Below are 20581 nucleotides of genomic sequence, written 5' to 3' on the forward strand. Positions count from 1 at the left end.
ATTAACGCCTGATCATTCCACACGCGAGATTCAAGTCCCATGCTTAAAGTAACGAAAGCCGTTTTTCCCGTGGCGGGACTCGGCACCCGCTTTCTTCCGGCGACTAAAGCAAGCCCGAAAGAGATGTTGCCCATTGTCGATAAACCGTTGATTCAATATGCCGTTGAAGAAGCAATTGCAGCTGGGATCACCGAAATGATCTTTGTGACGGGGCGCAGCAAGCGGGCCATCGAGGACCATTTCGACAAGTCGTATGAGATCGAAGCGGAGCTCGAGGCGCGGGGAAAGGAGAAATTGCTTTCGCTCGTACGCAGTATCAAGCCGAGCCATGTCGACTGTTTCTATGTTCGTCAGGCCGAAGCGCTGGGTCTGGGGCATGCCGTGCTATGTGCCGAAAAGCTCGTCGGTGACAGCCCATTTGCCGTCGTGCTAGCCGACGACCTGCTGGACGGCAGGCCGCCTGTGTTGCGGCAGATGATCGATGTATTCGACCATTACCATACGTCGGTACTGGGTGTCGAAGAGATTGCGCCGGACGAGTCAAAGTCTTATGGCGTGATCGACGGCAAACAATGGGAGGAGAATATCTTCAAGCTGTCAGGTATCGTCGAGAAGCCCGCACCTGCAGATGCACCCTCCCGTTACGGCGTGGTTGGCCGCTATGTGCTCAAGCCCCGGATTTTCGAGCATCTGCGTGCATTGCGGCCAGGCAGCGGGGGCGAGTTGCAACTGACGGATGCGATCCAGTCCTTGCTGCGCGATGAGCAGGTTTTAGCCTATCGGTACGAAGGCACGCGCTTCGACTGCGGCAGCAAGCTTGGCTACCTGAAGGCGACGGTGGAGTTCGCGCTGCGCCATCCTGAAGTCTCGGCAGACTTCAGCGATTATCTCGCCACCCGCATGGCAGAGCTGCAAATATAAAAGACGCCGAAGTGGCGATACTGAGGAGAGGTCCTTACGCTCCCCGGCATCGCCACCTCCCGACATCCATCAGCCAGTGCGTGTCTGCACGTTGCCGATAGCGGTGATGAACTGCGTGAACTGGTCGAGATGCCATCCAGCGCTCGAATATCGTTGCTCACGGCCGCGACCTGAAAGAAGCTCCGTGACGTGTCTCACGCACACATCGTCTGGCGGTTGAGGTTCCTGGGGTCCCGGCAATGCATTGTCCAGCAGGAATTCCGCGCATTTTCGTTGATAGCAGAACAGCATGACAGGGACGTCGTACACGAAGCTGACGATCGCACCGTGCAACTTCGAGGTAACGATACACGTGGCGGCAGCAAGCAGATCGACAACCTCGGTAATCGAATCGCCGTATTGAAAGCGGCTCACGGAGACGTTCGAAGGCGAGAACAGGCGAGCAATGTCTCCTGTTACTGCAACGCTTTCGTCGTCCAGCGAGACGAACAGTACCTCATCGACGAGGTGCAGGCTGTCGACCGCGGCGAGGATGGCCAGCACCGCGTCCATGTACTGTCGCAGATGAATGGACACGATCAGGGTGCGCCGATCCCCCTGCCTGCGCTTTGGTGCATAGAGCGCCGGCAACGCGAACGCGAGGTCCTTGAGGTTGGCAGGCGCCGCCCCCGTCGCGTCGGTGACCGCTCGGACCGACGCTTCGTCGCGGACCGCAATGCGCTGCATCGCGCCGAGAACACGTCCAAACGCGTGGCGCCGCTCCGCCGATTCGAATGGCCCAACCGACACCCCGAGCGCGGCGACGGCCCTGTTGAACCGCCGCCCCACGTTGACGATCAGCCTCGCAAAGGGCAGCGACGCATTGGCGCCAAATAGCGACCCTCCGCCGAAGATCGCCGCCCGGGCCCGCAGGATGGCTGCTACGTAGGTCACCGACCGCACCACCGCGCCGATTGCCCCGGGACGCGCCCAAAATGCTCTCGCAACCGGCAAGTGGAACGGATGCGTCAATTCATACGCATGCGATGCGCCGACTATCAGCGGACGAATCCCCGGTGTTCTGACCGACATCGATTGGAGCAGGTAGCCGAACAGATCGTCGCCGAAGTTGTGCCGCCCGTAGAATCCGAAGAATGCGATGCGTGTCTCGCGGCGGACAGTCGCAGGCTGGGCGTTGCCGACCTGGGGCGATCGAGCGGAAGGAGGGCTTGATACGACGACGGGCGCGGTTTCGGTTTCGGGTGCGTTCATTTCGGAACCTCATGGGAAAGTACGTGCGTCACAGCCGGTAAGCGGTGGCCTTGTACCGGCGTCAGCAGTCGCCGGTAGATCCCCACGTAAGAACGGAAGAGTTGCGAGTCACCGAACCGGGCGCGGGCGTGCGCACTCGCGGCGGCACCCACCCGCTGGCAGGTGACGCGCGCCGACGTGCAGACGACCACCTGTTCCCCCGCCGGTCCGCGACCGCCCGAATGGAATTCATCGAGTTTCACCGCGTTCTCAACAAGGCTTGTCCGTTCCGCGCGCAACAGCAGCATTCGCGCGTAACGCAATTCACTCTTCGAACAGGCAACGATATGGCCGCCCGTTGCATGCAGCGCCCGTTCAATCAGCAAAAACAGCTTGATCTTGAGTGGCGAGATGTCCTCTTTGAGAAAGGCGAACCCATGCGGCGAATAGATTGTGCGCGCAGTGATGCCGAGGACGCGCGCCGCGATCCGGCCCAACGCGGCGGCTTTCGACGAATGAAGATGAACAATGTCCGGACGCTCCCGAAACAGTTCGATGAGGAGCCGGAACACGCTCACGATATCGTGAGCGCCGATACTGGTGCGCATGTCCACGACCTGGCGCCGCACTCTCGGATCGAACAATTCGTTCAGCTTCGCGGCCGGCGGCGTGTCTTGCCGCACGGAATGCAGCACGACAACCTCGTCGCCTGCCGCTGCCTGGCGATTGGCCAGCAGAGCAACGCAATGCAGCACGCCGCCGCCCAGTGCTTCCGTTACGTGTACGATTTTTTGTCGCATGATCGCTCACCCTAGTTGCTGGATTGCTGGGGCCGTCTGATAAGGCAGGAACGGAGACTCGCCGTGTCCTTCTTCATCGGTCATGTTGTGGATGCGTCCCGCGAGCGCGATCAGTCCGATGAGGAACAGCCACGTCGCCAGATTGATCCGCATGCGCCCTGTCGGTGGAGAGAACTGACGCCAGAGCACGACTAGCATCAGGAACACGAGGATCAGTTGGAAGCGGATGCCCGCGTAGGTCACCTGGGTCATGCCGTAAAGCGCGGCTGCCAACACCGCACAGATCAGCCAACCGATGGGTGGAATGGCGAACTGCCGCCGGTACACGATCATCACGCCTAGCATCAGCATCTGGATCAGCAGAAAGAGCAATCCCGACGAGGCATTCGGAGCCGCTATGCCGGTGTAGAGACTGGTCTTGTCGGCGAAGTAATCAGGCATCAACAGTGAGCCGGCGATGACGGCAATCGCAACGCCGACAAACATCAGCGTGTGGCCGCGCCGGGTCGTTGCAATGAAAAGCAGAAACAGAAGCGCCGAAGAAAAATGCACACAGGTGCCGATCAACGCGTAAATGACGTATCGAAGCGGCTTCTGGTGGGGCGAAACGCGGGTCGCGAGCAGAAAGATCGCCGACGCCAGACCGAATCGCATCACGTTCATGGTCAGTTCGTAGAACATGCCGGGCACGAGCACCAGTCCGCCGAACCAGATGCCAAAGCGGCTGCGGGAAATGGACCACAGCAACAGCAGCGCCGTCGTCATGGAAATGCTGTTGACGACGAAGCGCGGGTCGGGATCGATGGCCCAGAGAAACTGCGCATACGCATTGAATAGCGGTTCAGCGCCATAGCCATTGCCCTTGCCGAGGTCCGTGAACGCCTGGTAATACGCCGCCGTGTCGGTACCGGTATGGCCACGCAAGACGGCCAGCGCCACCATCGGAAACGCACACGTGAGAACGACGGCGGGATTGGTCCCACCATAGGCAATGCACAGTGCCACGCCGAAGTAAAAGATCAGCAGGGGAATGAGGTAGTAAGTCATATCTCGCGCCCGGCCAGTTGATACGTTGCGGTGCTTGCGGGTACGTGGGTTGTGGGACGATTCCTCACGTGAACCTCCGCGCCACCAGGCAGCGTCGAAAATACTTGACCGCGCTCAACAGGGAAAAACACAGCCATTCGACATTGCTGATAGCTCTGCGTCTGCGCAACTGGAGGTAGTTGTCCTGTTCGCCTTTCTGGATTTTCCAAAGTTGCGCGCTCAGGCCTGTTCGCGCGCCGAATTGCGCCTTGTAGATGTACGAAAGCGGCGTTGAAAACAGATAGGCCTGGCCTGCATCCACCAGCACGACTTCGAGCAGCATGAGTTATCGGGTAACGTCGGCACGCTGTATCTGAACGGTGCGGAGATCAGCTCCAACACGGCGATGTCGTTTGCGCCGTTCCGTGTGGAAAGCACGAGCCAGAACTGGATTGGGCGATCGCAATTTTCAGCCGATCCGTATTTCAATGGATTGGTCGACGAGTTTCGCATCTACCGTAACGCGCTTGGTGCAGAGCAGATTGCGGCGTTGATTTCAGCGTAGTGACAGGCTGGCGGATGCTGCCATACCGTGAGCGCGTTGGCATCCGCGCGGCCGGGCTTCAGTCCCGTGTCCACCACACAACCTCGATCATCTTCAGTCGGTCGAGTTCGCGCATGTTCAATGTCACCAGTGCAGCTGCATGCATGGCCGGCTCCATAGTCCCGCAGGGAACCGGCAAGCATACCGAGGCCAAAACACGACATTTCTAAATGGCTAGAACACGACATTTCTATAAAGCTACTACAACCATTGTCGAGGCTGGTTTTAAATGTCCGGGTTGCGACTTTTTAGAAATGTCCGGTTTTGAGGTTCAGAAATCTCTATGTTAGACGGCTTTCAAGCACCGAGCCAACCCGCATTCCGGCAGTTCCCAGAATCGCTTCATTCAACTGCTCCCGGGTCAGCTCGCGCTGCTTGCGGGTGCCCACCTTGCGCTCCTTCGGACGCGGCGCTTCACCCTGGTTGGTCCTCGATGGGGAGCCTGATGTCCGCCGGTCATCACGCTGTGCCTGGATCACCTGCGCCATCTGCAGTGTGTGTCCCAGCCGCTTGTTATCGACCACCGCCGCCTGATCGATCTCCGAGAGCCGGTCATACGGTACACAGGGCAGGGCAGCGCCATTCACCCGGATCTCGATACGCCCATCCGGATACTCGAACACATCCAGATAACGGTGAATCAGGCTGCGGTTCGCTACCGTATCCTCCAGCAGATAGATCACCCGGTCGTACTGCACCGTCAATACCTTCGACACGCGCCGCGGCACCCTGCATGTCAGGATCAGATCAAGATCGTCGTCGGCACGCAGCGGCCGGTGTGCATCGAATGTGCTCCGCGGCATCTTGCCAAACCGGCCGTTAAAGTCAGCAATGAAGTGGGGCGCGTAAGCGTTGGCCGCCTCCTTCGTGCTGATTCCGCGCAGCCGCAACTCCTTCACGAGGCGATCCTGCAACGTCAGGTTGGCGCGCTCGACACGGCCCTTGGCCTGGCTGCTATTGGCGCAGAACGTATCCACATTCAGCTCATACAGCGCCCGCCCGAACTGCGTCACGCCCTTGCCAGGCGTCACCGAATGGCTGTTGCAATGAAACACGCTGGCCTTGTCGCTGTACAGCGCGACCGGCTTGCCATGCTGCTCGAGATAACGGCGCATCACCTCGAAGTAGCTGAAGGTCGATTCGGTCGCCGTGAAGTGCAGCGCCATCAGCCGGCTGGTCGCATCGTCGATGAACACCAGCAGCGTGCACGCTGGCGCGCGCTCCTCGAACCAGCGGTGATCGCTGCCGTCGATCTGCACCAGCTCGCCCAGACACGCGCGGCGGTTTCTCGGCTGGTGCAGCTTCGGCGGCCGCAGTTTGCGTGGAATCCATAGTCCGGCTTCCCGCATCCAGCGCCGCACGGTTTCCTTCGCCAGCACCACGCCATGACATTCAGCCAGCTTCTCGCACGCCAGTGTCGGCCCGAAATCGGCATAGCGCTCACGCACCAGCGCCATCGCCCGCGCACGGACATCCACCGGCAGTTCGCGGTTACTGGGTTGTCCACGACGCGCCGAGACGAGCCCAGCCGGTCCAGCAGCCTCGTAGCGCCGCACCAGCCGGCTGATCTGGCGCTCACACAGCTGCAGCCGTTCAGCCGCCAGTACGATCGTCAGGCGATGCTGGACGACCGCCTCGATGATTTTCACGCGCTCGAGCTCGTGCATGCTGATCGTGATGAATCCACGTCCGTTCATGATCTGGCTCCGGGCTCGCTGGGATGCCGCAGCATGCGCCACAGCAGCCAGCCCGGAGCAGGAAACCGGACATTTCTAATGAGCCAGAACCGGACATTTCTAAAAAGCCCTGACATTCGAAATGTTGATAATTTATATTATGTCAAATAGACTTGCTAACACCAAATCCCCGTTGCTTACAATCTGTAGCGTATTTTGCAAGATTGTAATGTTTACGTTAGATTGCGCGCCCTTCAGACTTCAGAGGGTTCTCAGGTGTTCGCACAACAACGACATGGCGGTCTGCATGAGTTTCTGGCGCTGACCGGCGGTTTTTCAATCGCCGAAGTCGCTAGGAAACTGCGCTGTTGCTCGCGAACGATCCGCAACTACGTCGCCGGCCGCTCGCCAATACCGTGGCATCGCATCGAAATGCTTCGCCTGCTCGCGCTTGAAACCTCCGCGACGCAAGGCAATTCCAGCAACGGTATGTCGGCCGATGAAACGCCTGTAGTGGCCAATATCGAACCCGATCCCGCTGCTCCGGATGTTCCGCCCGCTGAATTGCTCGCGTGGGTCGGCGTTCACGCCCCGCATTACGTTTCCAGCAGGCGCAGCTTTGCGCTATATGTACGCGGCTGGAACGTAGTCGAAAAAATCCGACGCGCCAAGCGTGAAGGCACGTTCGCGGCCGTACTCGCGCGCTGGCGCACCCAGGCAGTCGAGCTGCCGCGAATGTGGCGCTCCGGCCGGATGTTTGCGGGTATTGGCCCACCTACGTACGTGCATGACAAAACAGCATCGTGACGGCTAATCGACGTATGGGCGGAAAATGGGGCGTCTGGCGCCCCATTCAATCTGGATGGTTTGGGAACCGTCAGAAGTCGAGCTGCACCGCCGTGATGCCGAGCGCGGTCGCGATCTTTTCGCGTGAAGCCTTGCGCAAGCGATCGCTGCCTTCCTGCTGTGCGTAGGCTGATTGACTGATGCCCATACGTGCAGCGACTTCAACCTGCGTCAGGCCAAGATGCTCGCGCCAGGCGCGAACCGGCGTTGCACCGTCAACCGTCAGGCTCACGACTTCGTGCGGAATCAGGCCGTGTTCAGCACTATGCTCGGCGACATACTCCGCGTACGGAATCACGACATAGGCGGGTTTGCCGTCCGGTCCGTTGATGACCTGAATGTTAGTACGTGCGTTCATTGCGTTTCCTCACTTCCTCAATCTCGACGACCTTGACAGCGCCGTCCCAGTTGAACAAGACCCGGTAATTGCCGACGCGGAGCCGGTAGCCGTATTCGTGATCGGTCAGCGCTTTCACGCTCTGGCAATCTGGCATCGCGGCCAGAGTGCTCACGCCGTCACGAATCGCAACCTGATGCTGCCGGTCAAGCTTGCGCAATTGTTTTGCCGCTTTCTGGGTCCAGTTAATCGCGTTCATACTTCGATTATAAGTATAATATAAGTTTTATGCCAGCTTCACCTATTTCTGACGCCGAGCCCCCTGCCCGCCTTGAAGCAGCTCCGCACTTCATGGTGCGGCCCTAAAGATGCGCTCCAAGTCACGGTTTTCTCGGATCTTAACCGCTCGATTTCGCGGTCTATTTGAATGGGCATTTTTTTGCGTGCGTGCACCGTAGGAGTCCTCGTTGGGCTGCCGAAGGTCTATAACATTATCGGTAGTCCGAGATGACTGCCTGCTCAACTGCCGAGGCGCGGAAACCCGCGAACTTTTGACCGTGGAAGGAGGTTTAGCGATTATGACCGGACCAATCCATGCTTTGTCTTTTCGAATCCCGAACAGCCTGAGTATCGGAGGTAATCATGCAATGCGGGTACCGTGGGTGGATCATCGACGCGACTCCGGACTTCTCCCTTGGGAAATTCTTCGCACACGCGCGACTGGTCCGTGCTTCGACTGACGATGACGTTGATGGTGAAATCCACATCGAGCGCGATCTCTCCTACTTCGACACGGAGGACGAGGCGATCGAGGTTGCCCAACAATGGGCGTTTGAATGGATCTGCGAGCGTGACGGCAACGTTGATAGTAACCAGGGCGAGACGCCAATATCCCGGAGCCGCACTCCGGTCGAAACGCCACCCCAATGAAATACCGGATGCACCGCGCTCGCACTGAATTAATCGCCTAGCTCACAGCGGCATTGTTGTTTGGGGTGATCTGGACATTTCGGCCCATCCGGCGGGATGGGCCGCTTCTAACGGTACCCGCAAGTCGTGCCCGACACCTGGCCAGTTACCCGGTTTTGGCATCCTAAGCATCGAAGAATTTTTCAGGGCAACCGTGCGACGTTAGTTGCGATCCCGCGAGGGGCGAAAATGCCCCTCAAGCACGTCCGCAAGCCTCCAAACCGGACACGGCCTGCGACATAGTCCGTCAAAGCCAATCTGGCTGATATCGCGTGCCGTCTCTTCGGGAAAGACATTCGTCATCGCGACAATCACGACACCGCTGAAGGCGGGATCGCTGGCTGCATGCCGGACGAACCGGAAGTCGTCGGCATGACACAGGCGCGTGTCGATCAGCAACGCGCGCGGCTTCCAATGCTCAAGCATGAGTTCCAGGTTTTCCATAGTCGATGTGGCTACGGCGACAAAACCTTTCAACCTCAGTAGCAACGCTATCGATTCTCCTACCGAAATTTCGGCATGGGCAACGACCACACTTTGAGAGTCGACTGCACTGATTGCGCTCTTCAGGCGCCACAGCGCAAGCTGTCCCCCGTCGTCGTGGGATGGACGTTGGGTGATTGACGGGAGGGACATAAAACCCACTTTGGTTGGTTGCGACGAGCAACAGGGAACAACCGGAGCCAGAGCTTCGCTCCAGCCGGGCTGGCTGATGATTTCACATCGCTGGACCGTCGTCTATGCCGATCATTACCAATCCGGTATTGATTTTTTTACGCCTGGCCCAAAGTTCTGTGTGGTTTTTTTGCGACCACCGCGTCATCCAGTTATGCCGCAAAGCCCGTCTTTGCAAGCTTTGACGGGGCGAGACGGAATTCATCACACGAGACACCCGATTTGCATCCGCAACGAGCCTGGATAGCATGACAGAACGCGTCAGCGTTCCCAACGTTCGGCGTGTGTGTTTGTTCGCCGCAGCATCGTCTGCGGCTTTTTTTTCTGCCCGGTAACCACAGGCCGACCGCAATGAGCGTATCGGTTGACCTGTCCTCCCGAGAATGACTGTGCGGAGGTGCGGCGCAGACTTGCGGGCGGCCCTCCCGCCCGCATGTTCCTGAACTTCGAATGGTTGCGCTTGAACTCACCCTGCGGGAACCCGGCAACATGATCCCGATTGAGCGGTCCTAACCCTTTTTCAACTCGTCTTCACAGGCCGAATAGATCCGGCCAACGAGCGGCGACCGGTAGTCCATACGCCAGCCATCGGTGAACAGCTGCGCGAGCGACTCCGAATTTTCGAACGCTGCCAGCTCGGCGAAGTCCAGTGCTATCTTTTCCGATAGGGCACCAAGATACAGACGGTCAAGCCAGCCGGCTCGCGCTCCATTGCCTTGGAGCCAGATGTTCAGCAACTCCACCACATGATCGGTTCGCAGCCAGCCGCCTGTTCGAGCGCGCGCAATCAGTTGCCCCACCACCAGATAGCAAAGCAGCTCTGCACGGGCTTCGTCGTCAAGGTTGCTCGAGTTGTTCATTTCTCGTTTGGTGCCGAGCTGGATGGATGCAGAGCTAACAGTCTACGGCATTGAAATGGGCCGCAATGGGACGACTATGCATTGAGCGCCGAGCGGTAAGAAACGAGCTGCACGCTGTTCGCGACGCATTGCAGCGATTCCGCGCTGCTGCAGAGGACACATACGGTGAGGCGGCCAGGACCAGAATGAACTCTTCAGCTACGGCGTCTTGTAAGCAGGTCTGCCACCCCAGCACGGGCGGCAATTTCCCATATATATCCGCGAGAATAATCGACGCCTACCCGCCGATGAAGCACGGTGCGCAAACGTGCGTTGGTCCAGTGATCAGCCTCTATTCCGTGCGCTCGAGGCGACTGCCTGAGTGCTGCGGCAACCCATGCCAGCGTTTCGTCATTCATCGCGGAAGGCTTTTTGTCCGTGCGCTGCTTCGGCGATCGCATTCGATGGCCCATTCCAAGTTTCCCGACGACGGTTCTCACGTGTCCAGTGGAATGGTAAATGCCGAACTTCTCCTTGATCAGCTTTTGGACATCCCCGTTTCTCCAGAGTTCGGTTTCATAACCGTGGGCCAAGGGGCTACCCTCCAATGTCGCCCGTAACCACTCAAGAGCTTCGGGGCCAAGCGTAGCCTTGCGCCCGGACGACTTGAGCTGTTCAACAGCCTTAACTCCATCAGCCATTGCCATTGATCTGTATTTTGTAATGGTGCGCACGCTGATGTTGAGCGCTTTCGAGACGCGCTCGACACTGTCCCCATCCAGCAGCATTTTCGCAGCAATCTTTCGGCGCGCGGCATAGACGTCGCTCTGCGATGCCTGAACGGTAGCCGGCGACGTTTTTTCTGAAGTTGAATAAGTGAGTCGGTATGCGAGGCCATAGCCCCGAACAAGGTGACCAACATGCGAAGCTGAAAACTGGACTGCGAAACGCCGAAAGATCAATTCGCGCAGTTGGCGTATAGTCCAGGTCGGGCCTGGATATCCATGAAGGCCGGGTGAGTGCTTGATCGCGCTAACGAGCCAGCTTTGCGAAGCATCATCCAGTCGCGGGGCACCCCCGTGGATGCGAAGGTGAGCAAGGGCGGCAGCTCCCCCTCTTTCAACCAGGTCCTTATATTTGCTCACGGTCGGAAGGCTCAACCGGGCCTTCCTGGACACTTCGCTAATACCCTCACCGTTCAACAGAAGCTCAGCGGCGAGAGCCCTACGCCGCGCGAGCGGAACATCGTCGATCTGCTTACTCATCGTCCCTGGCGGAAGTGGTTTGGTGGCTATGTCGCTCTGACATTCACAATATTTATACACGATTTTCGACATCTTTCGTGGCGGGCCTCTCCGCCTTCGTTTCGCGTGGCGCCTTGCAATTGACTCTTCAGTTTTCCTTAAGCATATCCAGTCGGTTCTCAGGTAGGATGCGCGCCTCCGCTCATGTCAGATCTTCCCAGACGCGTTCAGCGCCTGTGGGAAGGTCGCGCCTGTGCCTCACCTCCTCTCAGGTTCTAGCTCACTCGGATGCTAGATCGTTTCAAGCCGCCTTCGCGCCGGCTTTTTTTCACGCCGCGTACGCTGCCGACGACGTGCATCACATCGCGATGGATTGACGCTTCGGGTAGTCTCCGCCTGAGAAGACCCGTCAAAGTGACCTTGAACGGCTCTGTTCGACCCTCTCCGGCCGTTGGATCAGGCGCCGTCCAATCGGCAGCTTTCGGAGTGTAACGGCCATTCATCCCATCGAGTCTGTCGGCAGAATGCCGACCGAGGCGGACGTCAGGGATCTTGTCTCACGGTCTCTAACGTATGGCAAGCCGCCTGATCTCATTGCAATGCAGTACCCCGTTGTCACCGGAGCTTGTCTGCAACAACTATCGTCACGCAATCCGAACTATATCCGCGAAACCTTCCCTTCAGAAACCACGAAACCAGCCAAGTTAGCGGGTGAAGCAAGCTGCGGATTCAACCGGTCGATGCAACAACTCGAATGGTCGCTTCCGAGAGAAATGGTTATTAAACTTAGCCCCTTTCCCCAAGACTACGGACTGACGGAAATGCCCTGAGCTTCCTTCTGCAGTCGGTTGAAAACGGTATCGAACCCTACGCCAGCGGAAATCGCAACAAGGACAGCTGATGCGAATTGGATTTTGTCAGTGGCTGTTACAGCAGATTCAGTGGACGCAAGAACTCCCGGAGCACCAATCCACTGTGGAATAAGGTAAGCGAGCCCAACGACGAACCCTGCGACGCTACCAAGAAAAAGCGACGTCCGAGGATCAGTTTGCTCGAGTTTGGAAAGTATCAATCGGATTAAGGCACCGGTAGCCCCCGCCGAAACGAGCCCCAAAAACATAATGAAAGTATATGCGCCGGGCAGTGGTGTATATACCATTCCGAAAAATAAGCTGATCAAAAGCGTTACGAATGCGCCCGCCGCATGGCCAACTTGTTTGCGCTGTGTCGTAATTGCTTCGAAGATCCGTTGTCGGCGGCTTTCTTCGTCGCGCTTGGCACGTCTTGCGGCACATTCGTCCTTGAGTTGTTGCACGAATGCTCTGGCGGGACGCGTTCCCCAAGAAGATTGACTGCCTTCAGACGAGGCCTGCGCAAGTTGATTCCAAATCTTGGCTGCAGATCCGCCAAACTGATCGATCGCAAGCACCGGAAGTCGGCGTGCCACCGCTATTTGCCCCGCGATGAGTGTTGAGGCGGCGCCCCCAAGCAAGAGTATTCCATCGACGCCGTTGTCCTCCGCCAACGATCGATAAAACGGCGCTTCCCAGTCTTGGCCGGGAAACAAGCGATGTTCAAAAATCTCCGCGTGAGTTTCTTCCTCTTCGAATTTGACTTCGCCGCGTTGTGGCTGCGCATACCGAACACGGATCACCCCGTTACCATCGGACAATGCGGCACAGTATCCAGACACAACATGGGGCTCCAGCGACTCCTTGTCGGAAAAATAGACAACGAGGCCAAAGCCGGCCTTTGCGAGCTCCGCCCCGACCGCGCCAGCCGCAGCTCTTGCTGCCTCCGCTTTAACTGGCTCGAGTTGCCAAAGGCCACCAATCACCGCAACAAAGTCCGTAATAGTGGCGCTCATGATATCTCCGAAGGAACTTGTACAAAATTCTCGTTTTGGGAAGTGCACCAGCGAGCGCTTGCGTTTGCCCCGTCGGCGCAAAATTCATTCCGTGCTTTGCCGAACTCCTTACCACGATTGCTTCAAATAGCTACTAAACGTTTTTGATGAAACCACAACCTCACGCTCGTACATCCGACAATTTGGCACTACTCGCACAGATACCGGATCATCGGCTCATCCTTGCGTAATGGGCTAACCCCCATCCAGTTTCTTTGCCGATCCGCGATTGCTGCGGAGATTTCGTGACAAAATTCTTGCAGTTTTGATGTTGCGCAACGCCACCGAATCATTCGGATCAATTTCGAGGGCGCGAGAGTATGCGGCGGCGGCTTGGGCGAAGTCGCCGAGGACTATAAAACTGTTACCAATATTCGCATGAGCTTCGGATTTTCCGGGGTCAAGGATCGAGGCATTCTCAAATGCTGTGATCGCTGCCTGATGATCGCCAAGCTTCGCTTCCGTCAACCCAAGAAGGAAGTAAGCGTCGGCCGATGCCGCGTTATACCGCACCAATTCGTACAATCCTTCTTTGCACAATGCATAATCTTTCGCTCGATAGGCTTCTCTCGCTGCCCACAAGCGGTATGCAACGCTGCTGGAAGCCAGCGACTCAAGTTTCCGCGAGGGATTTCCTGTCTGATTTTCACGTTGATGACTCAGCATTGCCCGGAGAAGGGCCAATTGACCCGCTCGAAATTGCCTAGCGGAGTGGTGCGCCCGGCCAAGGAGACGCCAAGAGCCGAAAGCATGATTGGCTTTATCGATGATGACTTCCGGCTGCAAAAAGCCGTCTATGCTGCTCCAGCTATCGGGTTCAAAGATTAGTCGGAATTCGTTTGTTGGAGGTGGAGCATTGCGGTAGTCTACGAAACACCACCCGCGCGATCCGATCAATACTCCCTTTTCAACCCGCACAGCAACGTCGTTGCGGGCAGACGGGTAGACAAGTCCGTTGGCACCGATGTTTCGCAACCAAACGCCAATGGCCTCGGTGACCGGGCTTCCTCCTAATTGTGGAAAAGTCAGAAATGGCAATAGGCCGAAGAAGTCATCAGTTCCGAAGATCGTTTCACCGTCCCAGTTTGACCGTGGTGCCCATGTAAGCATTACTCGATCACTCACGGGCGCCTGGCGCCGCGGCCTCCTAGCGCTCCTCTCCGGTCGCTCCATGCCGACGCTGAGTCTTTCGACACGTGCCTTACCGTAGACGAATCGAATGTCCGGAAGGCCAGCAAGGATGTTTTTCTCGAACCACTCCCGCGTCTGTGGAAGGCGAAGATCGATCACACCTTCGATCGTCATCCTCTCGACCGTGTATGGCAAGCAAACAATCTCGGTCAACTTCCTGTGCGACCGCATTCCTTCACTCCTGAATAACGGCGTGAGGGTTCTTTCATCATCATCTATGAACAAAAGATTTATTGCTCTCGTTGAAAAACGGGCAGGATTGATCCCGAACTCGCGTCCAACTGTTTCCCTATTTTTTCGATAGAGCCCGTCGATCGGAATCATCGCGCCGGCCGTCCCAGGCGCAGTGTAAGCTAACAACTCGTAAAGTAGTGTTTCCTGGTCGTCGCCGCTGTTACCGTCTGATATGGAATAGTAACGTTCTCGCGGGAACTCCGCCCCTCCTGCGAATCTTCGATATGAATATGGTGGTTGCGTACCGCTGGATGGCCGGTTACGGAAGAAACGCTTTATTTCCGGATCGGCAGCGGCCGTCTGAAAAAAATGGGGGAAAGCTAATTTCGTGGCCTCTTTCGCCGCATCGCTGAAACGCGACCAGCGCATGCTCTTTAGATGACCATTGAAGGTGGAAAATGGTATGTTCGCCAAAGGACCCCCGACCTCGTCGATTTTGCGCCACGACCTATATACCCTGCCGCCTTTTCCCCATGAATTCGCGGCAGTGGATCGTCGCCCCGGATTTACCTCACTTTCTTCGACGTTTTGGTTTGTGGGCTGACTTCGCTGAATCGGCCGCCTTTTATTTTTATTGGATTTCTGCATAAACCAATGAATCGAAAGCGGCCAATAGATTATCCGGATAGGGGAAACGCCATTAACTATCTCAAATTTTTGCACCCAGCCAAACAGCTCGACGTAACGGCGTTCTCGTCCAAAACGGCGACTTAAAATCGTTCAATTCTTCTAACCCGTCGAAATCTCAACGCGGTCAGAGCCTGCCAAATATATTGATCGGGAATGCACGGTAGTGACGCCCCTCCAAATAGCGTTTCGTCTGGCCTGGCGGATCGATGACCATGATGCCTCTGACAGGTCGCTGAGAAGGAACTGATCACGGAATCATAGGACTCGCGTACGCGAAATCAAGAGGAGAAGTTGCCGGAGATTGACACTGGGAAACCAAGACGATCCGGCGCATGCTTCGTTACAAGCTCATGAGAAACGCTGGGAATTGTACCCAACTGAGTCCGGCGGCGTGTCGCCCGCGCGGGTATTGCTACATCGGGCGGCCAATCTGGGTTCGATTGTCCGGCAAGAGTACGGTCGCTAAAGCCCGTTCTCTGGGGGACCCGACGTTCGAGTGTCCGCATTGGAACGTGTGCTAATGGCCGCTGCCGGCCGAGGGTGTGTCAAAAGTCAGGCTCACGCCTCTCGTTCAAAAAGTCGGCTTTCGAGAAGGGCCTACAACGGCTTGGTGACGTGTCAGGAAGGGCAAAGTGACCCCTCAAAACCTTCAACTTTTGTGTTTTGACACACCCTCGGCCGATCCCGGTCCGATGGTGAACCCGGTTGGTGGGACGATGTTGGTCAGACCGCACCCCACGCAAGTCGACACTTTGCGAACCATGAACGCGCGGCGTCGACGGCGGCAGGTTTCCGGGTATAACTTGTCATCACTGCCATCGCCAGCCCTTGGCGGGTTGACTTGTCCAGTCTGACCTGTACTCTCTTAACAAAGGCTTCAGGCGTCGGCCGACGTCCGGTTCGAGTTGGTTTCCCAACGTCGTCACGCTCGCTCCTGTAAAGGGGGAGAATAGGTGTCCGCAAAATTCAAGTTCTGGAACGGAGCGAAGGGAAAAGGCTCCGAGCCTCTAAAACTTAAACGGGCAGCTTCGTATGGGTCCGGCATACTCAGAATTGGCCTGCTATCCTCTCTGCTCTATATCATCCTATGGGTGGTTTTTCTAAGTGATTTACTTTGATGCTGTGTTAAATAGTCACCCTTGAACATGACGTGCATCTGCGTTGAATAGTGGTGCGGAGCAACCAAAAAATGAAGCTTTTTTTCGTAAAAATCTCAATTTGGCTTGCTTCCCTGCTTATGATTCTAGGCGTTGCAGGATTCATTGCCAACGCTTTCATTATAAAAAATAATCCTTTCACATTTTATTTTATTCCCGGCCTCTCGATCAACGCGACTATGCTCGGATCAGGATATTTATTACTATATAAATGCGCTCCAGCGTTGCTGTTATCGAGAACAAAGTGGCTTGGCTCTTTGTTTGTCTTTGCAGGCGTCGGGGGGTTTCTTGTTGATACTTTATTTTTTAAGCAAACTCCTTTGTCGCCGGAAGGCCTTATCTCTTTTGTGATAAATGCCATATTGCTGGGAACAGGGTACCTCGTTTTGCACAAATGTAGTGGCGCGGAGCAAAAGAGGGACGACAGACGGGCACAAGCAATAGTGAGCGCCATACTACACTTTGAATCTCCCGTTCCCAATCTTGATGCCAAGGCGGTCACCTGGGAGCCTTTCTTTATTTATCTTCGTCCATTTGATTCTACCAATAAATACAAGATCAAATCGAAGGTGGTGCCATTTGAATTGGAACAGTTTGAATACGACGGATACGACGACATTGAAAGGCTGACCGCCCGTGCATTGAAGGCTACGCTCCGCATCATCGCCCTCGGAAATCCGGGTGAGCATCGTGGCGCGGGACGCGCATTGACGACGGAACAAGATTGGCAGCGGGTTGCCCTAGGGCTCATTAAGCATGCTACCTTCATATTTGTCATTCCGTCGTATCATCTCGGGACACTCTGGGAGGTGAAGCAAATTGTTGAAGGCAATTATCTGAATAAAACGATCTTCATCACGCCTCCTAGTAAAGAGGGCGACTATTCTGGGGCCCTGCATGACGTACCGCTTGGTTGGCGCAAAACGCAGGATGCTTGCCAAGATATCGGATTGTCGCTGCCTGATTCAACTGACTACGGTCTACTCTTTCGATTTGTGGGCACACGTACGGTCCACGAGACGCTTCCTGGGCCGAATCCCGACCTTTGGAGAAAGGCGTTCCAACGACTCATCGATGCTAAAGAAAGCTAGATCAATGCTCTCTGAGAGACGCATGTGTCGCTGGCTGCGCACAGCGATATCCCCGCCACTATAAAAACCGCGCGTAGCTACCTCCACGCAGTTTAGACAGCTATCTAAAAAATCCTAGTGGCGGTCCGATTGGCACAAAAGAAACCTCTATATCCCATCGACGGCAGATGGCGAGACGACAAGTAGTCACCAATCCAACGGCTGATTGCGAGGCGAAGCAGTCGCCCGAATGTCCGATGAACGAGGGTGTCGAACGACACCTCATGGCCGCACAGAGCCGGATAACAACCGCCTTAGTTCCTGACGTCGAGACGTAAAAAAGGGGCATAGGTTGCCCCTTTTTCAGGGATCGAGAAATCCAACGTTTTATATATGCTTATCCTTGCGGCTTTGATAGCTCCGTCAGGCAATCTTTTTTCACGTTTTGCAACGATGGTTCGTGGACCTTGGTTAGCGCCGCTTTGGCACGCTTGATGTACGCGGGAATGTCCTTCACTGTATCTTCGATGAACGGCGCAGAGCAAACGCGACTGACGCCCAGCACTGGCCCGTTGTCGGGATCGATGACCGATAGAACCGCCTTGGCATTTTTCGGGAGCGCGTAGGCCAATCCGATTCCGAGGTCTTCCGAATTCCCGCCGTCAGTCCCTTTTGCAAGCTTTGGTGCGAGTGCGATCCACGCGGCATTGCCAGAATCGATACGGGTAAGAACGTTGTCCCATTCTGACTCCGACATGGCGCTTACCGCGGCCTTTGCGCCTTCGTCGTTGATCAGTTTGGCTAAGATGGAAGGGCTTGTTTGTGCGCCCGCGTTTGCGGTCGAGCAGGCCAAAGCGAGTACAAGCGTGAAACCGGATGCGCGTTTCATTGAATAACCTCTAACCGACGATCGCCGCTCACCCATATGCGATGGCGAGTTTGAACGCCCATGATGATGCAGCCTTCGGACGCTGTACCCGGGTGGTGCAGGCTATCGCCATGAATCCTGAAAGCACTTCGCCCAAACGTATTGGTTCCAGCAGTCGGCGTTAGATTGAGTGTGTAGGTTCCCGTGTGAGGGGAGGTGTGGGGTTCGCCGACTTGATAATTACCGCGCGGGATTGGCCCGATGTTCGGAACCGCCTGCATAGCTGGATTGTTTTTACCTGTCGCCGCGCCGGAATAACCGCGTTCAACGAATTCGCCATTGAACGAAAGGTTTCCGGTGCTCTGCTGATATGACCACGGCATAAGCGCTCCTTGTTTCAACTGTAAAAAGCTGTTCTCACCGACCAGGGGGAAACGCGGAGTGCACATTATCAGATAAACCAGCCGGTCATATAAAGCTTTATGCCTTCCTCTATGCCGCTTGCATCGGTCGCGATAGCCACAAACAAGGGGCGCTTGGCGCCCCTTTCAATGCATCAGTTTTAATCACGCGCCGGTATGTCACTGCCCGCCCTTGCGAAAATGCGAGCGGTGCCGATCGGTGGCCGGGTCGTCGCGAACTTCCATTTCGAGCGACGTGGTAAGGCCGCCATCGCCGCTGAGCGAATGCGTCGCTTCCTTCACAAGCCAGGGCGTTTCGTTGATTTCCGGTTTGAAGCCGGCGACGCTCACCGGCAGCTCGGGGAAAACCTCGGGCCGGCCGAGCGCGAGCTGGTACGAGAACGTCGCCTGACTGCGCTGCGTGCGTGCAAACTCGCCTTCGGCGGCCGCGCGCGCTTCGGCTTCGCTCGCATAGTCTTCCGGCAGCACTTTCACGTTCCTGTTGTTTTCGCCACCAACGACGACAGATTTGCGCTTTCCCTTGGTGTTTGAGTGGTAGTGCGCCCGCACGGCCGAATAGCTCTCACGCTGCGCGACGTGGTAACGGTGCGTGTCGCCGTCTGCACGCGTCAGGTTCAACACCGTCAGCGCTTTCCCGCTTGCCGTCTTGCCAGAGCCTATGGGCATGAACAGCAGGTTCAGATCCTTGACGTTCATCACGGCGTCGTACCGCCTGGCGAGCCGCGTCAGAAAGGACATATCGCTTTCGTGCGTCTGGTCGATGTGCGCGATCGTAACCGTGGCGAGTGCGTCGGCGATCGCGGCCTTGAGCGAGTGGCGACCGGCAATCGCGCGCACGATCGAGCCGATCGTCTGCGCGTGCCAGCTCTGTTCGCGCCGCTCGTGCATCTGGTTTGTCATCGACGCCGACCGCGCGCGGATCGTCAGGATATCAGGCGTGCCGCTATGCTCGACTTCATCGACGGAAAACGTGCCCTTATCGACGAGCGGCTCGCCGACCCATCCGATCGCTACCTTGATGTTCGCGCCGCGCTTCGGAATGGCGAATGTGTTTTTCGAGTCGTCGATGACGAGGTCGATCGTATCGGCTTCGTCGCTGCGCGACTCCTTGAGCGACAGGCTTATGAGGCTCGGCGCGATCAGGCGCGACAGATCGCGACCGTCGAGCGTGATGCGGTAATCGGCCTGCGGTTGCCGGCGCGCGATTGCGGGCGTCTGGTTGGTCATGCGCCGCCCGATTTTTCGAGGATGTACGAAACGACACCGGCGACCGCTTCGCCATTACCGGACGATATGTCCTTGGCCGCGCTCAATGCCTTGTCGAGCGCTTCGCCGCTTCCCGTTGAGAGCCCCTTGATCGCGGCTTCTGCTGCGCCGGGCGCCATCGTCGCGGCGACAGTGATCGCGCCGGCCTTGATGCTGTTGAGGGACAGATTCTTAACCCGCTCTACAGCGTCGGATGCCACCTTTGAGACAGCCCTGATATCGTTCAACCGGCTTGCGGCCGCGCTCTCTGTCTCCTTTCCGTCACCCTGCTGCGCCGCCAGTGTTTCATCGGCGACGCGCTTCAATGTGAGGCTGAATTCGATCTTGCGCGGGATGCCTTCGGGTGTGTGATACGTCGCCGTTTCGTTCAGTCCGTCGATGATGAACGCGCCGAATACCGTCCCCATCCCATCGACGAGAACATAGGCATCGCCTACATCGCCCATCTTGCCCAGCTGGTCGAGCGATGCGCGCGTGCCAATCTTGTTATCCGCTGCGACCATGCCGTTAAGCGTGATCGTGTCATCGCCGGGGCCGTTGTACTGGCTCGCATCGCGCACGCCAACGCGCGAGCTGGTGCGGTGTTTCCAGTTGCGCTGCCGCTGTAGCTCCTTATACGGAGCGGTGGCCAGACTGAAAACAAAATGGTCGAGTGACAGCATCATGTCGG

Annotated in this window: 20 protein-coding genes and 1 pseudogene; 5 read left to right on the top strand and 16 right to left on the bottom strand. The window is 56.8% G+C overall.

Going from position 1 to position 20581, the window contains the following annotated elements:
• Nucleotides 1-39: 39 nt before the first annotated feature.
• Nucleotides 40-921, top strand: a complete 882-nt coding sequence (galU, locus tag PQQ86_RS29295; protein ID WP_408274979.1) for a UTP--glucose-1-phosphate uridylyltransferase GalU — start codon at nt 40-42, stop codon at nt 919-921.
• A gap of 69 nt (nt 922-990) precedes the next feature.
• On the opposite strand, the gene PQQ86_RS29300 is transcribed toward galU, so the two are convergent.
• The 4 genes from PQQ86_RS29300 to PQQ86_RS29315 all read right to left on the bottom strand — a co-directional run bounded on the left by PQQ86_RS29300 (nt 991) and on the right by PQQ86_RS29315 (nt 4320).
• On the bottom strand, nt 991-2172 hold the full coding sequence (locus PQQ86_RS29300; protein WP_408274982.1) for a polysaccharide pyruvyl transferase family protein: 1182 nt from the start codon (nt 2170-2172) through the stop codon (nt 991-993).
• Nucleotides 2169-2951 carry a glycosyltransferase gene (locus PQQ86_RS29305; RefSeq protein ID WP_408274984.1) on the bottom strand — a complete coding sequence of 261 codons (783 nt, stop codon included), beginning with the start codon at nt 2949-2951 and terminating at the stop codon, nt 2169-2171. Before PQQ86_RS29305 ends, PQQ86_RS29300 begins: the two co-directional genes overlap by 4 nt.
• Nucleotides 2952-2957: 6 nt before the next feature.
• Nucleotides 2958-3998, bottom strand: coding sequence for an EpsG family protein (locus PQQ86_RS29310; protein ID WP_408274986.1), 1041 nt, complete (start codon nt 3996-3998; stop codon nt 2958-2960).
• 64 nt (nt 3999-4062) lie between these two features.
• Entirely contained in the window at nt 4063-4320 is a 258-nt protein-coding gene (locus tag PQQ86_RS29315) for a hypothetical protein (protein WP_408274988.1), read from the bottom strand.
• Between PQQ86_RS29315 and PQQ86_RS29320 the strand changes: the two genes are divergently transcribed.
• Complete coding sequence (locus PQQ86_RS29320) at nt 4294-4542, top strand: LamG domain-containing protein (protein WP_408279392.1); 249 nt, start codon at nt 4294-4296, stop codon at nt 4540-4542. The two genes, PQQ86_RS29315 and PQQ86_RS29320, sit on opposite strands and share 27 nt — an antisense overlap.
• Before the next feature lie 320 nt (nt 4543-4862).
• On the opposite strand, the gene PQQ86_RS29325 is transcribed toward PQQ86_RS29320, so the two are convergent.
• Nucleotides 4863-6278 carry an ISNCY family transposase gene (locus PQQ86_RS29325; protein WP_408265958.1) on the bottom strand — a complete coding sequence of 472 codons (1416 nt, stop codon included), beginning with the start codon at nt 6276-6278 and terminating at the stop codon, nt 4863-4865.
• 255 nt (nt 6279-6533) lie between these two features.
• On the opposite strand from PQQ86_RS29325, the gene PQQ86_RS29330 reads away from it, so the two are divergent.
• Entirely contained in the window at nt 6534-7064 is a 531-nt protein-coding gene (locus PQQ86_RS29330) for an IS21 family transposase (protein WP_408274990.1), read from the top strand.
• Nucleotides 7065-7134: 70 nt separating this feature from the next.
• On the opposite strand, the gene PQQ86_RS29335 is transcribed toward PQQ86_RS29330, so the two are convergent.
• On the bottom strand, nt 7135-7461 hold the full coding sequence (locus tag PQQ86_RS29335; protein ID WP_408274991.1) for a helix-turn-helix domain-containing protein: 327 nt from the start codon (nt 7459-7461) through the stop codon (nt 7135-7137).
• Nucleotides 7445-7699, bottom strand: a complete 255-nt coding sequence (locus tag PQQ86_RS29340) for a type II toxin-antitoxin system RelE family toxin (protein ID WP_408274994.1) — start codon at nt 7697-7699, stop codon at nt 7445-7447. Before PQQ86_RS29340 ends, PQQ86_RS29335 begins: the two co-directional genes overlap by 17 nt.
• Nucleotides 7700-8082: 383 nt before the next feature.
• On the opposite strand from PQQ86_RS29340, the gene PQQ86_RS29345 reads away from it, so the two are divergent.
• Entirely contained in the window at nt 8083-8370 is a 288-nt protein-coding gene (locus tag PQQ86_RS29345; protein ID WP_408274996.1) for a hypothetical protein, read from the top strand.
• 201 nt (nt 8371-8571) lie between these two features.
• Here PQQ86_RS29345 and PQQ86_RS29350 read toward each other — a convergent pair whose 3' ends face one another.
• The 5 genes from PQQ86_RS29350 to PQQ86_RS29370 all read right to left on the bottom strand — a co-directional run bounded on the left by PQQ86_RS29350 (nt 8572) and on the right by PQQ86_RS29370 (nt 15086).
• A complete protein-coding gene (locus tag PQQ86_RS29350; protein ID WP_408274999.1) occupies nt 8572-9045 on the bottom strand; it encodes a response regulator receiver protein in 474 nt (157 codons plus the stop codon).
• 548 nt (nt 9046-9593) lie between these two features.
• Nucleotides 9594-9944 carry a hypothetical protein gene (locus tag PQQ86_RS29355; RefSeq protein WP_408275000.1) on the bottom strand — a complete coding sequence of 117 codons (351 nt, stop codon included), beginning with the start codon at nt 9942-9944 and terminating at the stop codon, nt 9594-9596.
• A gap of 194 nt (nt 9945-10138) precedes the next feature.
• A complete protein-coding gene (locus PQQ86_RS29360) occupies nt 10139-11188 on the bottom strand; it encodes a winged helix-turn-helix domain-containing protein (protein ID WP_408275002.1) in 1050 nt (349 codons plus the stop codon).
• Nucleotides 11189-11972: 784 nt separating this feature from the next.
• Entirely contained in the window at nt 11973-13034 is a 1062-nt protein-coding gene (locus PQQ86_RS29365; protein ID WP_408275004.1) for a hypothetical protein, read from the bottom strand.
• A 234-nt stretch (nt 13035-13268) separates the two neighbouring features.
• Nucleotides 13269-15086 carry a tetratricopeptide repeat protein gene (locus PQQ86_RS29370; RefSeq protein ID WP_408275007.1) on the bottom strand — a complete coding sequence of 606 codons (1818 nt, stop codon included), beginning with the start codon at nt 15084-15086 and terminating at the stop codon, nt 13269-13271.
• A 1231-nt stretch (nt 15087-16317) separates the two neighbouring features.
• Here PQQ86_RS29370 and PQQ86_RS29375 point away from each other — a divergent pair.
• Nucleotides 16318-17376, top strand: coding sequence for a hypothetical protein (locus PQQ86_RS29375; RefSeq protein ID WP_408275010.1), 1059 nt, complete (start codon nt 16318-16320; stop codon nt 17374-17376).
• A 376-nt stretch (nt 17377-17752) separates the two neighbouring features.
• Here PQQ86_RS29375 and PQQ86_RS29380 read toward each other — a convergent pair whose 3' ends face one another.
• The 4 genes and pseudogenes from PQQ86_RS29380 to PQQ86_RS29395 form a co-directional block, all read right to left on the bottom strand.
• Nucleotides 17753-18244 carry a hypothetical protein gene (locus tag PQQ86_RS29380; RefSeq protein ID WP_408275013.1) on the bottom strand — a complete coding sequence of 164 codons (492 nt, stop codon included), beginning with the start codon at nt 18242-18244 and terminating at the stop codon, nt 17753-17755.
• Nucleotides 18241-18606, bottom strand: a complete 366-nt coding sequence (locus PQQ86_RS29385) for a tlde1 domain-containing protein (RefSeq protein WP_120296296.1) — start codon at nt 18604-18606, stop codon at nt 18241-18243. The genes PQQ86_RS29380 and PQQ86_RS29385 overlap by 4 nt, the downstream gene beginning before the upstream one ends.
• 198 nt (nt 18607-18804) lie before the next feature.
• Nucleotides 18805-19872 (bottom strand): phage late control D family protein, encoded by a 1068-nt coding sequence (locus tag PQQ86_RS29390; protein WP_408275015.1) that lies wholly within the window; start codon nt 19870-19872, stop codon nt 18805-18807.
• Between the two features lie 317 nt (nt 19873-20189).
• Nucleotides 20190-20576 (bottom strand): annotated as a pseudogene (locus PQQ86_RS29395) (phage tail protein); the annotation flags it as partial.
• Nucleotides 20577-20581 lie beyond the last annotated feature (5 nt).

This window comes from Paraburkholderia sediminicola, from assembly GCF_046026675.1.
Lineage (GTDB): Bacteria > Pseudomonadota > Gammaproteobacteria > Burkholderiales > Burkholderiaceae > Paraburkholderia > Paraburkholderia sediminicola_F.